At 67.1% G+C, this 12,667-nt stretch carries 13 protein-coding genes; 6 read left to right on the forward strand and 7 right to left on the reverse strand.

Going from position 1 to position 12,667, the window contains the following annotated elements; all coding sequences use genetic code 11:
- Positions 1 to 162: 162 nt before the first annotated feature.
- Positions 163 to 2,646 (reverse strand): DNA translocase FtsK, encoded by a 2,484-nt coding sequence (locus AC5JDC_RS20075; protein WP_495843984.1) that lies wholly within the window; start codon positions 2,644 to 2,646, stop codon positions 163 to 165.
- Between the two features lie 177 nt (positions 2,647 to 2,823).
- Here AC5JDC_RS20075 and AC5JDC_RS20080 point away from each other — a divergent pair, with 177 nt between their 5' ends.
- The 5 genes from AC5JDC_RS20080 (at position 2,824) to AC5JDC_RS20100 (ending at position 8,112) form a co-directional block, all read left to right on the forward strand.
- Positions 2,824 to 4,218, forward strand: coding sequence for a cytochrome B6 (locus AC5JDC_RS20080; protein ID WP_495843986.1), 1,395 nt, complete (start codon positions 2,824 to 2,826; stop codon positions 4,216 to 4,218).
- Positions 4,219 to 4,268: 50 nt separating this feature from the next.
- Positions 4,269 to 4,865, forward strand: coding sequence for a DUF4142 domain-containing protein (locus tag AC5JDC_RS20085; protein WP_495843989.1), 597 nt, complete (start codon positions 4,269 to 4,271; stop codon positions 4,863 to 4,865).
- A 206-nt stretch (positions 4,866 to 5,071) separates the two neighbouring features.
- Positions 5,072 to 5,617 (forward strand): hypothetical protein, encoded by a 546-nt coding sequence (locus AC5JDC_RS20090; protein WP_106771072.1) that lies wholly within the window; start codon positions 5,072 to 5,074, stop codon positions 5,615 to 5,617.
- A gap of 101 nt (positions 5,618 to 5,718) precedes the next feature.
- Entirely contained in the window at positions 5,719 to 7,548 is a 1,830-nt protein-coding gene (locus AC5JDC_RS20095; RefSeq protein ID WP_495843991.1) for a monovalent cation:proton antiporter-2 (CPA2) family protein, read from the forward strand.
- A gap of 12 nt (positions 7,549 to 7,560) precedes the next feature.
- Positions 7,561 to 8,112, forward strand: coding sequence for a DUF924 family protein (locus AC5JDC_RS20100; RefSeq protein ID WP_495843993.1), 552 nt, complete (start codon positions 7,561 to 7,563; stop codon positions 8,110 to 8,112).
- Positions 8,113 to 8,118: 6 nt separating this feature from the next.
- Here AC5JDC_RS20100 and folK read toward each other — a convergent pair whose 3' ends face one another.
- The 3 genes from folK to folP are packed head-to-tail and all read right to left on the reverse strand — an operon-like array spanning position 8,119 to position 9,843.
- Positions 8,119 to 8,634, reverse strand: coding sequence for a 2-amino-4-hydroxy-6-hydroxymethyldihydropteridine diphosphokinase (gene folK, locus AC5JDC_RS20105; protein WP_106771075.1), 516 nt, complete (start codon positions 8,632 to 8,634; stop codon positions 8,119 to 8,121).
- The gene (gene folB, locus AC5JDC_RS20110; RefSeq protein WP_495843996.1) at positions 8,618 to 8,977 is read right to left on the reverse strand and encodes a dihydroneopterin aldolase; all 360 of its coding nucleotides are present in this window, start codon (positions 8,975 to 8,977) and stop codon (positions 8,618 to 8,620) included. The genes folK and folB overlap by 17 nt, the downstream gene beginning before the upstream one ends.
- A 26-nt stretch (positions 8,978 to 9,003) precedes the next feature.
- A complete protein-coding gene (gene folP / locus AC5JDC_RS20115; RefSeq protein WP_495843998.1) occupies positions 9,004 to 9,843 on the reverse strand; it encodes a dihydropteroate synthase in 840 nt (279 codons plus the stop codon).
- 72 nt (positions 9,844 to 9,915) lie between these two features.
- Here folP and AC5JDC_RS20120 point away from each other — a divergent pair, with 72 nt between their 5' ends.
- Positions 9,916 to 10,587, forward strand: coding sequence for a DUF922 domain-containing Zn-dependent protease (locus AC5JDC_RS20120; protein WP_495844000.1), 672 nt, complete (start codon positions 9,916 to 9,918; stop codon positions 10,585 to 10,587).
- A 12-nt stretch (positions 10,588 to 10,599) separates the two neighbouring features.
- Here the strand turns inward: AC5JDC_RS20120 and AC5JDC_RS20125 are convergent, their stop codons facing one another.
- The 3 genes from AC5JDC_RS20125 to AC5JDC_RS20135 form a co-directional block, all read right to left on the reverse strand.
- On the reverse strand, positions 10,600 to 11,625 hold the full coding sequence (locus tag AC5JDC_RS20125) for an NAD(P)/FAD-dependent oxidoreductase (RefSeq protein WP_495844002.1): 1,026 nt from the start codon (positions 11,623 to 11,625) through the stop codon (positions 10,600 to 10,602).
- Positions 11,626 to 11,650: 25 nt separating this feature from the next.
- Complete coding sequence (locus AC5JDC_RS20130; protein WP_106771080.1) at positions 11,651 to 11,971, reverse strand: 2Fe-2S iron-sulfur cluster-binding protein; 321 nt, start codon at positions 11,969 to 11,971, stop codon at positions 11,651 to 11,653.
- Between the two features lie 108 nt (positions 11,972 to 12,079).
- Entirely contained in the window at positions 12,080 to 12,391 is a 312-nt protein-coding gene (locus tag AC5JDC_RS20135; RefSeq protein WP_495844004.1) for an Hpt domain-containing protein, read from the reverse strand.
- Positions 12,392 to 12,667 lie beyond the last annotated feature (276 nt).

The raw sequence follows: 12,667 nt of genomic DNA on the forward strand, positions 1-12,667 counted from the left end.
CAACGTGGGAGGGTTGTTGCGGCTTACCTGTCTGACGATTTCACCGACCCGGCTCCTGACTGGACGTTGCGGAATTGAGAAGCGAGGCCCTACCAGAAGGAGACTGTTCGGACAAGCGGGCTGCTTGCGCGACAGTCGCATGCAAATGCCGGCGCCCCGGAATCATTCCCCCGCGTCCCTGTCCAGCCCGGCGGCCGGCCTGCCCGAAATGATCTCGCGTTTTCCCACATGGTTGGGAGAGCCGACCAGCCCTTCCTTCTCCATGCGCTCCACCAGCGAGGCGGCCTTGTTGTAGCCGACGCCGAGCCGCCGCTGGATGTAGGAGGTCGAGCACTTCTTGTCGCGCAGCACCACCTTCACCGCCTGCTCGTAGAGGGCGTCGGCGTCGTCCGCCGCGACGGCGCCCTTGTCGAAGACTGCGATGTCGTCGCTTTCCGCCTCTTCCTCCTCCTCGTCGGCCGTCACCGTCTCGAGATAGTCGGGGCGGCCCTGCGTCCTCAGATGCGCCACGACCTGCTCGACCTCCGCATCCGAGACGAACGGGCCGTGGACGCGCACGACCCGGCCGCCGCCGGCCATGTGCAGCATGTCGCCCTGGCCGAGCAGCTGCTCGGCGCCCTGCTCGCCGAGAATCGTGCGGCTGTCGATCTTGGACGTGACCTGGAAGGAGATGCGGGTCGGGAAGTTGGCCTTGATAGTGCCGGTGATGACGTCGACCGAGGGCCGCTGCGTCGCCATGATCAGGTGGATGCCGGCGGCGCGCGCCATCTGCGCCAGGCGCTGGATGGCGCCCTCGATCTCCTTGCCGGCCACCATCATCAGGTCGGCCATCTCGTCGACGATGACGACGATGTAGGGCATCGGCGCGAGGTCGATCGCCTGCTCCTCGAACTGCGGCTCGCCGGTGCCCTTTTCGAAGCCGGTCTGCACCGTCATGGTGACGGTCTCGCCCTTGTCGCGGGCGCTCGCGGCGCGCTGGTTGTAGCCGTCGATGTTGCGCACGCCGAGCCGCGCCATCTTGCGGTAGCGGTCCTCCATCTCGCGCACCGCCCATTTGAGCGCCGTCACCGCCTTCTTCGGGTCGGTGACGACGGGGGTCAGCAGATGCGGGATGCCGTCATAGGCCGAAAGCTCCAGCATCTTCGGGTCGACCATGATGAGGCGGCACTCGTCGGGCTTGAGGCGGTAGAGCAGCGACAGGATCATGGTGTTGATGGCGACCGACTTGCCGGAGCCGGTGGTGCCGGCGACCAGGAGATGCGGCATCTTGGCGAGCTCGGCGATGACCGGCTCGCCGCCGATCGTCTTGCCGAGGCAGAGCGCCAGCTTGCAGCCGGTGCGGCGAAAGCCGTCGGCTTCGATCAGCTCGCGGAAATAGACGGTCTCGCGCGTCTCGTTGGGCAGCTCGATGCCGATAACGTTGCGGCCGGGCACGACGGCGACGCGGGCCGAGACGGCCGACATGGAGCGGGCGATGTCGTCGGCCAGCCCGATGACGCGCGAGGATTTCACGCCCGGCGCCGGCTCGAACTCGTAGAGCGTGACGACCGGGCCGGGGCGAACATGGATGATTTCGCCGCGCACGCCAAAATCCTCGAGCACGCTTTCCAGGAGGTCGGCGTTCTGCTCCAGCCGTTCCTGCGACATGTAAAAGCCTTGCCCCTCCGGTGGCCGCTGCAACAAGTCCTCCGACGGGAATTCGTAGGCGTCGGGCGCGCCGGACCGGGTGCTTGCGCCGACCGCCGGCAGGGACGGACGGGGGGCTAGGGGCATGGCGATGTCCGGCTTTCTCGCCGGCTGCCCGCAGGCCGCGGCGTTGCCGGCCGGAGCGGGCGCGGCCCTTGACGTACCGGAAGCGGCGGCGGGCGCGCGCAGATCCTGCGAAGCGTCTTGCGCCGGCGGCACGGCAGCGACATGGGACGCTGCCGTGGCAGCCGCCCGACCCTGGGCGCAGTCGATGACGCGGAACAGCGCGGTGATCTCGGGCGCGGCCGCGGCGCGGGTCTCCTTCCCCTTCGCAGGCAGCGTCACCGGCGCCGGCCTGGCGACATCCGTCACCGCCGGCGCGACCCGGGCCGGCGCGACCGACAGATAAGGATCCACGAACTCAAAGAAGGCGTGGTCGGAAAGAAAGGACCAGCCGGTCCTTCCGGCGCCGGCCGGCACCGCTGACGAAACGCCTGCCCCCAGGTCTTGATGGCCGTTTGGCTTGGGCAGGCCGGCTGCCGCCGCGGCCTCGCCCGGCGGCTGCGGGGCGGACGGCACGACGGTCGGCACAGGCTTCCGGGACGCGGCCTCCGTCGTTTTCGAGGGTGACGGAGAGCCTGCCGGACGATTCCTGGCGAATCCAGATGGCGCCGAGGGGTGGACAGCGGGCTTTGCGACTGCCGGAACCGCCGCCGCGACCTTGTCCGGCGCGGCACCGCCCTGCCCGTCCGCCTGCCCGGCGTCGTCCTCCGGGCGCTGCTTGCGGATATCGCGATCCGGCGTGCGGGTGAAGCGGACGTTCGGCGCCAGGAAAAAATACTCCTGCCACGGCGAATCGGCGAGCCCGGCGCCCTGCCCGCCCGCAAGCGTTTCCTTGCCGCGATCGCCCTCGTCGCCGTGCGAGGCCTGGTTCGGGAAATTGGCGCGGTGGGAATGCATGGAGACCAACTCGGACTCTTGGTGGGATGTCCGCCGAGGAATAGGAAGCGACTGGTTAACAGTTCCTTCCGAAGCGGCGGCGGCGTGATCGATCGTCGAGGAACATTCCCTCCCCTTCCCGGTTAGGGCGCGCCGTCTTTCAGACGTTCGTCCGGCGGCACGTCGTTGGAGGGAATCATGCCCCGTCTCATCTGGTACGGACTGCCGTGCGCGCTGGGCGCCGCGGCGCTCACGCTCGCCCATGCCGGCGACCCGCTGCCGCCGGATACGACCTACCGGCCTCTGCCGGCGCTTCCCTTCTCGGCGGTCAGGGCCAATGACGAGGCGGCCAGACCGGGCGTGATGCAGCGCCAGCGTGCCCTGCTCGAGCAGCGCTACGACCTCGCCGACCGGCCGGCGGCCGTGATGATGTCGGGCGGCCGCAAGGCGGTGCAGGAGGGTGTGCGCGTCAAATTGCGGGAGGGCGAGACCTGGGACGGCCTGGCGGCGATGAGCCCTCAGGAAATCCGCGATCGCGACCTGCTGCCCGACGGTTTCAAGCCGCTGCCGCACACCAAACAGGCGGCGGGCGGCCAGGTTTTTCCGGAAGAGCAGATCACCGAAATCGGCCGCGACGAGGCGCGCGACCTCCGGCGCTTCGACGTCGATTTCGATCTGCCCGCCCATCTGACGCCGGAATTCCCGCCGCCGATCTTCCTCACCACCCATCCGGAGCTCGGCGACGTCTCGCGCGGCGACCTGCTGACCATCCGCAATTTTTACGAATACATGAACGGCATCGTCACGCCGGTGCAGATGGAGGGGCTGCGGCTCCTGCTCACGCCCTTCCCGCAGGAGGAGTTCAACCAGACCGAGGACCGCAAGGTCGCTCAACCGAGCCTCGGCGTCGCCTGCCTGGACTGCCATTCCAACTTCCACACCAACGCGGCCTTCCACCTGACGCCGGACATCCGCCCGCAGGCCGAGCGCTTCCGCCTCGACACGACGAGCCTGCGCGGGCTGTTCAACCAGCAGATCCACGGCTCGAAGCGCTCGCTGCGCTCGGTCGAGGATTTCACCGAATTCGAGCAGCGCACCGCCTATTTCAACGGCGACCATGTCAGCGCCACCCGCAAGGGCGTGCACCTGCCCGACCGCCCCAACCAGGTGGCGATGATGGCGCAGATGCAGAACATCATCGACTTCCCGCCGGCGCCGAAGCTCGACGTGTTCGGCCGGCTCGACCCGGCGCAGGCGAGCGAGCAGGAGCTGATGGGCGAACAGGTGTTCATGGGCAAGGGCCGCTGCGCGGAATGCCACGTCCCGGCGCTGTCCTTCATGGACAACGCCATGCACGACCTGAAGCTCGAGCGCTTTTACAAGATCGGCGAGACGACGAACGATTTCGTCGCCATGCCCGACGGTCCGATCAAGACGTTCACGCTGCGCGGCATCAAGGATTCGCCGCCCTACATGCATGACGGCCGGCTGATGACGCTCGCCGACACGGTCGAGTTCTTCAACCTGGTGCTCGGCACCAGGCTCACAGGCGAGGAGAAGGAAGCGCTGGTCGCCTATCTGCTCACGCTTTGAGCGCCGCGACCGCGCCCGCGCAGCTTCTGCGCGCAACGACGGAGGAAGAGATGCGCGCCCTGACGATCATGCTCGGACTGGTTCTGCTGCCCGGCCATGCCCTTGCGCAATTCGGCAATCCCGCCGGCTGGGCGCCGGACACGCGGACGGATGCGCCGGGAAAATCCGCGCCGAACCAGACCAACTACCAGGACCGGCTGTTCGCTCAGCTCGTCACCGCAGGCGGCCTGGCCGAGGTGGAACTGGGCAGGCTCGCCGCCGGAAAGAGCACGAATGATGAGGTGAAGGCCTTCGCCGACCGCATGGTCGGCGACCACACCGACGCGAACGCAAAGCTCAAGGCGATCGCCGACAAGAGCAGGATGCCGTTGCCCGACAGGCTCGATCCCGACCATGAGAAGATGCGCGCCGATCTCGAAAAACTCGATGGCGCCCGATTCGATCTCGAATACATGAAGGCGCAGGTGATCGATCACCAGAAGACCGTACAGCTTCTCGTCTGGGAGATCGGTCAGGGCCAGGACGCGGACGTCCAGCAATTCGCCAAGGAAACGCTTCCCAAGGTGCTGGAGCATCTCGAGATGGCCCGGCAAATCCAGGCGCAACTGGCCGACGATGCAAGGGTCCGGCCTGCCGGCACGAAATAATCGAACATCGTCGACACGGCCGCCGTCCGGGCTGTCAAGCAGCACCCGGCAGCAACACCGGAAAAGCGCCGAACGGGACCAACCGCCCCGCCTCCCGTGTGGACACCGGCTGCTGTCTTGGCGGCCGGCAGGGCAGAGTTCCGAAGCAAAGCATTAACCATTCTTGGTCATGGTCGGTCATCAGCTCCGATGCGTGGAAGTCGCCGATGATGTCCGTGTCCCGTTCCGCCGCCCTTGCCTTGCTTGCCGCGGCCGCCGCAGGCGCGCCTGCGCTCGATGCCCAGGCCGCCGACCGGGACAAGAAGTTCTTCCAGTCGGTCGAGGGCAACTGGGCCGGACCCGGCGAGATCGTCGCCGGCAAATACAAGGGCACCAAGTTCAACTGCACCTTTGCCGGCTCGACGCCGGCGAAGGCCGCCGGCATGACGCTCGACGGCAGCTGCCGGGTCGGCGTGTTCTCGCAGAAGATGACCGCCACGGTCGAGCAGAAGGGCGGCCGCTACCAGGGCGCCTTCATGGACGGCGCCGCGGGCAAGGGTCTCGACATCGTTTCCGGCAGCGTCGTCGAGGACGGCCGCAAGGTCATGTTCGCGATCAACCGCAAGCAGCTCAAGGGTGTCATGCAGGCCCGCATCGCCGATGCCAACACCATGAACGTCACCGTCTCGGTACGCGTCGACAAGCAGCTGGTGCCGGTGATCGGCATGAGCCTGAAACGTCTCGACGCCACCGCTGTGGGCTCGATCGACTAGCAGCGCCTCCGGGGCTGGCAGAGGCCGCCCCAAGTCCCTATCGTAGCCGCAAGAAGGTCTGCCGTCGCAGACCTCGGATGGTTCGAAGGACGAGGCGGCTGATGGCGGTTGAAGGAGCAGGCGACGACCTCGTCCAGGTGGTGGCGCTGCTCGCGGCAGGCGTGGTCGCGGTCCCCATCTTCAGGCGGATCGGCCTCGGCTCGATCCTCGGCTATCTCGCCGCCGGACTGGCGATCGGCCCCTTCGGCCTCGGCATCTTCTACGAGGCGGAAGCCATCCTGCACGTCGCCGAGCTCGGCGTGGTGATGTTCCTGTTCATCATCGGGCTGGAGATGAAGCCGTCGCGGCTGTGGGGCCTGCGCCGCGAGATTTTTGGTCTCGGCTTCATGCAGGTGCTGATCTGCTCGCTGCTGCTCACGACCATCGGCATCGCCACTGGTTTCCCCGTCGCAGCCTCCTTCGTCGCCGGCGCGGGCTTCGTGCTCACCTCGACGGCGATCGTCATGCAGTCGCTGGAGGAAAGCGGCGACATGGCCACGCCGAAGGGCCAAAGGATCATCTCGATCCTGCTGCTGGAGGATTTGGCGATCGTGCCGCTGCTGGCGCTGGTCGCCTTCCTGGCGCCGAATGCCGAGGCGACCGGCTGGTCGGAACGCCTCGCCCATATCGGCATCGGCGTCGGCGCGATCGTCGGCCTGGTGGTCGCCGGCCGCTACCTGCTCAACCCGTTCTTCCGCCTGCTCGCAGAATCACGGGCGCGCGAGGTGATGACGGCGGCGGCGCTGCTGGTGGTGCTCGGATCGGCGCTGGCGTTGCAACTCGGCGGCCTGTCGATGGCCATGGGCGCCTTCCTGGCCGGCGTCATGCTGTCGGAATCGACCTTCCGTCACCAGCTCGAAGCCGACATCGAGCCGTTCCGCGGCATCCTGCTCGGCCTGTTCTTCATCGCCGTCGGCATGGCGCTGGACCTCGGCATCGTCTGGGACAACTGGCGCACCGTCGCCTTCTATGTCGCCGCCTACATGATCGTGAAGGCGGTCGGCATCTATGTCGTCGCCCGGCTGTTCGGCTCCGGCCACCATGAGGGGCTGGAGCGGGCGGTGATCATGGCGCAGGGCGGCGAGTTCGCCTTCGTACTCTATTCCGCCGCTCTGTCCGAGGGCATCCTTAGCGCCGACGAGAACGCCGTGCTGACGGCGATCATCATCGTCTCCATGGTGCTGACGCCTCTCGCGGTGATCGCGCTGCGCGCCTTCACGCCGCGCGAGACGCAGTCGCTGGACGATGTCGACGTCGCCGACGGGCTAAGCGGCAGCGTGCTGATCATCGGCTTCGGCCGCTTCGGCCAGATCGTCAGCCAGCCGCTGCTGCTGAGGGGCATCGACGTCTCGATCATCGACAATGACGTGGAGATGATCCAGGCCGCGGCCAATTTCGGCTTCAAGGTGTATTACGGCGACGGCACGCGGCTCGACATCCTGCACGCCGCCGGGGCCGCGCATACACGCGCAGTGCTGGTCTGCGTCGACGACGGCGATACGGCGGTGCGCATCACCGAGTTGCTCAAGGCGGAGTTCCCGCTGGTGCCGGTCCTGACGCGCGCCTTCGACCGCGGCACGACGCTCGCCCTGATCAAGGCGGGCGTCGACTACCAGATCCGCGAGACGTTCGAATCGGCGCTTGCCCTCGGCGGCCAGGCGCTGCAGACACTCGGCGTCGAGGCGGAGTCCGTGACCGAGGTGCTGGCCGACGTCCGCCAGCGCGACGACGAGCGGCTGGAGCTGCAGATCGCCGGCGGCCTCCAGGCCGGGCGTGCGCTGATGAAGGGCAACGCACCGGTTCCGGGCCCGCTGTCGCAACCCCGGCGCGCCGGCCAGGCGATGAATCCGGAGACCGCCGACATCCTTGCCCGGCCGGCGACGGAAAGCTGAGGAGGATTGCCGATGATCGCCACGATAGACCAGGTGGTCAGCTTCTGGCGGGAGGCCGGACCGAAACGCTGGTTCGAGAAAGACGAGGCCTTCGACGCTGCGTTCCGCGACACGCTGATGCAGACGCACATGGCGGCGGCGCGGCGCGAGCTCGACCGGTGGTCGGAGACGCCGGAGGGGTCGCTTGCCCTGATGATCCTGCTCGACCAGCTGCCGCGCAACTGTTTTCGCGGCACCGGGCACATGTATGCCACCGACCCGCTCGCCCGCCGCTTCGCGCGCAAAGCGATCGAGGCCGGCCACGACCGCGCCCTGGAGGGGCCGATCCGCGTCTTCTTCTACCTACCCTTCTCGCATTCGGAGAACCTGGCCGACCAGGAGGAGGCGGTGCGTTTCAACCTCTCGCTGCCCGAGGAATTTGCCGAGGACTATGCCAAGCATGCGCGCGGCCACCGCGACATCGTCGCAAGGTTCGGCCGCTTCCCGCACCGCAACGCTATCCTCGGCCGCGACACCACGCCGGAGGAACAGGCCTTTCTCGACGGCGGCGGCTTCGCCGGCTGACCGACGCTACTGCCTCCACCAGTCGCGGCCGCCCGGCATGCGCTCGATGCCGGAGGTGTCGATCGCCTCGATCCGTTGCGACAGCGCCACGCCGTCCCATGCGACGTCCGGCGCTATCTCTGCCAGCGGCACCAGCACGAAAGCGCGATCGGCCATGCGCGGATGCGGCACCTCGAGGCCGGGCTCATGGACGCGGCGCGTCCCGAACAGCAGGATATCGATGTCGATCAGCCGCGGACCCCAGCGCTCCCGGCGCTCCCGCTTCAGCCGCCGCTCGGCCTCCAGGCAGAGGTCGAGGAAAGCGCGCGGCGGCAGCGACGTCAGGATTTCCGCCGCCGAGTTCAGGAAGTCCGGCTGGTCGAGCTTGCCCCAGGGCGGCGTGCGGTAGAGAGACGACACCGCGGCCACGGTGCACTCGGCATCGGCGTCGATCAGGCGCAGCGCCGCGCCCATCGCCCGCGCCGGGTCGCCGAGATTGCCGCCGAGGCTGAGGAAGACGTGCTCCCTATTGCGGCCAGACAACCGTCACCTCGACATAATCGAGCACGCCGCGCACCGGCGCGTTGGGCTTGCGGATGGTTATCTCGGCCCGCGTGATCTGCGGGAATTCGGCAACCAGCGCCCTGCCCACTTCCAGCGCCAGGGATTCGATCAGAAAACGCCGCTCGCCCATGACGATGCGCTCGATCACCGAGAAGGCCTCGCCATAGTCGGCGGTGCCTCCGATCGAATCGGTCAGCAGCGCGTCGCCGGGATCGACCGACAGCAGGGCATCGACGTAAAAACGCTGTCCCAGCGTCTCCTCGGCGTCGAACACGCCGTGCCGCGCGAAGAAGGCGCAGTTCTTGATCTTGATCGTGTACATTTTTCCCGTCGCGCCGTTCCGCGGTCTTATTCCTTGCCGCCGCGGGCAAGCATAGCATCGGCGAAGGCCAGGGCATCGATGTTGATTGCGACATCGTGGACGCGGAACAGCGCCGCGCCCTTCAGTCTCAGGATGACGCTGGTGGCAGCCGTGCCGGCTGCGCGATGGTCGGGATCGCGGCCAGTCACATGGCCGACGAAGCGCTTTCGCGAGGTGCCGACCAGGAACGGCCGGCCAAGCCGCGCCAGGTCCTCGAAGCGTGCCATCAAGGCCAGATTCTCCTCGGCGTCCTTGGCGAAGCCGAAGCCGGGATCCAGCACGATCTGGTCGTCGGCGACGCCTGCCTCCCGCGCCAGGCGCAGCGATTCGGACAGGAATGCCACCTGATCGTCGATGACGTCGGGCAGCTTCCGGCGGTCGCGCCCGGTATGCATGACGACCAGGCCCGCACCGGTCCCGGCTGCGCTCCGTGCGAGGCCGACGTCGCGCTGCAAGCCCCAGACGTCGTTGACGATATGGGCGCCGGCGGCGACAGCGAGCCGCGCCGTCTCGGCCCTGTAGGTATCGACCGAGATCAGGACGCCACCCTTGCTCGCAAGAGCGGCGATCACCGGCAGGACGCGCGCCTGCTCCTCGTCGGCGGGCACCGGATCGGCGCCCGGCCTGGTCGATTCGCCGCCGACGTCGATAATGGCGGCACCCTCGGCCGCCATGCGCTCCGCCTGCGCCAGTGCGCGGTCGAAATCGACGAAACGGCCGCCGTCGGAAAAGCTGTCGGGCGTGACGTTGAGGACGCCCATGACGACGGCGCGCTCGCCAAGCCCCAGGCTTCGCCCATGCGCGAGTTGCCAGACCGTCGCTTTCATCGAATTGCCGTGAGCCGCCGATTTTTCATTGCGCCGGGCACGCCCGTAAAGCATGGTGCCGCCAGAGGCAACATGCTGAAACGAACCTTGACTGCGCTGGCCATGATTGCCCTCACCGCCCCGGCTGCCGGCGCGGCCAGCATTTCCAAGAGCTACAGCTACTTCTCGATCGGCGGCAGCACGCTCGACGAGATCGAATCGCAACTGGCCGAGCGCGGGCCGCATGTGCAGAGCTCCGGCCGCCGCCACCCCGGCGTGACTCAGATGGAGTTCAAGAGCCGCATCGGCTATGGCGAGCAGAACGGCCGCTGCCGCATCGTCCAGGCCGACGTGACGGTCAAGGCCAAGGTGATCCTGCCGAAATGGCGGCGCTCGAAACAGGCCGACCGCGAGGTCCGGCTGATCTGGGACACGCTGGCCGCCGACATCAAGCGGCACGAGGAGAGCCACGTCGTCATCGCCAAGAACCACGCCCGCGAGCTGGAGCGGGCGCTGCTGGCGATCGACCGGCAGCCGACCTGCCAGCAGACCGCCGAGAAGATCAAGGAAGTGACCGCCAAGGTGCTTGCAAGGCACAATGCCGCGCAGGACGAGTTCGACCGGGTCGAAGGCATCAATTTCGAGAGCCGGCTGCTGCGCCTCATGCTCTACCGGCTGGAGCAAATGCAGGCGGCCGAGAGGGCGAAGAACTACCGCCCCTCCTTCATCGTCGAGCTCTGGCAGAAGATTTTCGGATCGACCTGAAGACGAACGACCTCACGCCACGCCGAGCTTCTTCTGCAGGCTGGTGGAGGAGGTCGTGTATTGGAACACGATGCGTTCGCCCGGGCTGACGATGCGCTTGGCCGCCTGCGCCATCAGCGCCGCCTCGTGGAAGCCGGACAGGATCAGCTTCAGCTTGCCGGGATACCAGTTGATGTCGCCGATGGCGAAGATGCCGGGCTCGGAGGTCTCGAATTTCTCGGTGTCGACCGGGATCAGGTTCTCGTGGAGATTGAGGCCCCAGTCGGCGACCGGCCCGAACTTCATCGTCAGGCCGAAGAAGGGCAAGAGCCGCGTGCACGGCACCTCGACCTCGCCGTCCGGCCCCTTGACGGTCGCAGCCGTCAATTTTCCGTCGCCGCCGTGAAGGCCCGTCACCTGGCCGACCAGGAATTCGAGCTGCTTCATCTCCTGCAGCGCATACATCTTGTTGACGCTGTCGGGCGCGGCGCGGAACTCCGGCCGGCGATGCACCAACGTCACGCTTTCGGCAACCGGCTGCAGGTTGAGCGTCCAGTCGAGGGCGGAATCGCCGCCGCCGACGATCAGCACCTTTTCGCCGCGGAACGCCTCCATGCGGCGCACCGAATAGAAGACGCTGCCGCCTTCATAGGCCTCGATGCCGGGAATGGGCGGCCGCTTCGGCTGGAACGAGCCGCCGCCGGCGGCGATCACCACGACGCGGGCCTCGAACACTTCGTTCTCGTCCGTGGTCACCCGGAAACCGCCGTCCTCCAGCCGCTCCAGGGCGGTGACCATGCGGTTGAAGGTGAAGCCGGGCTTGAACGGGGCGATCTGCTCCATCAGCCGGTCGACCAGGCCCTGCGCCGAGATCATCGGATAGCCGGGAATGTCGTAGATCGGCTTTTCCGGATAGAGCTCGGCACACTGGCCGCCAGGCCGGTCGAGGATGTCGACCAGGTGGCAACGCATGTCGAACAGCCCAAGCTGGAAGACGGCGAACAGCCCGACCGGCCCCGCCCCGACGATCAGGACATCCGTGCGGGTCGGCTCTGCCATGGCTTTTCCCTCCGAGCGGGCGGCTTTATCCCTGCCGTTCGGGCACGCTCACCACGAGCCCGTCGAGTTCGTCGCGCACCTTGATCTGGCACGACAGGCGCGAATTCGGCCTTACCTCGTAGGCGAAGTCCAGCATGTCCTCTTCCATCGCCTCCGGCTCGCCGACCACGCCGGTCCACGCCTCGTCGACATAGACATGGCAGGTGGCGCAGGCGCAGGCCCCGCCGCATTCGGCCTCGATGCCCGGCACGGCATTGCGGATGGCATTCTCCATCACCGTCGAGCCGTTCTCGGCATCGACTTCGAAACGCGTGCCGTCGAAGGCTACAAAAGTCAGCTTGGTCATGATTGGGTATCGGTCCGGAATGCCTAGTCAGCCCGGACATAAGCACTGTGGCGGCCGTGTCAACAAGAGGGCCTTTCGGCGTGGCCCAGACCGCCCTGCCCGCTGGTCCTAGCGCCCGATCGCCGCCACGAAGTCGCGCGCCTCGTCGATCAGCCTGGCGAGCCGTTTCTTGGCGGTGCGGTTCTCCGGCTCCGCCTCGATCTCGGCGGCGCAGTCGGCAATGGCGAAGGCGCCGACCCCGCGCGCCGAGCCGACGAGCCCATGCGCCAGCTGTCGGCATTCCCGAGGCTCCGCCTCGCCGATCCGGTCGCGCACCTGCCGGGTCTGCTGCACGAACAGGCCGAGGATCTCCTGCTCGAGGGCGCGGTCGCCCATGGTCTGGCGGGCGAGATGGGCGAGATCGATGGGTCGGCCGCGCATGGTCCTCGCCGCCTCTCCGCCTGGCCGGGAGAAAGCGACCGCATTCATTTCGTTCTGCAACATTCCGGTTGAACCTCGATACTGATCCGGCGCGTCCGTCGCACCCTATGTCTATCGTGTGGATAACCGGTTAATCGAAAAAGCGGCCAAAAAACGGCTCAAATCCTGGCTTTAGGCTGCGCAGGCGTTAACCCTATGTTTAAACTTTTACGCATTCGCCCGGATTGGAGTTTTCTTTACCGAACCCGGTAGATACGATGAAACTGGGTTATAACG

The organism is Kumtagia sp. (assembly GCF_059502445.1).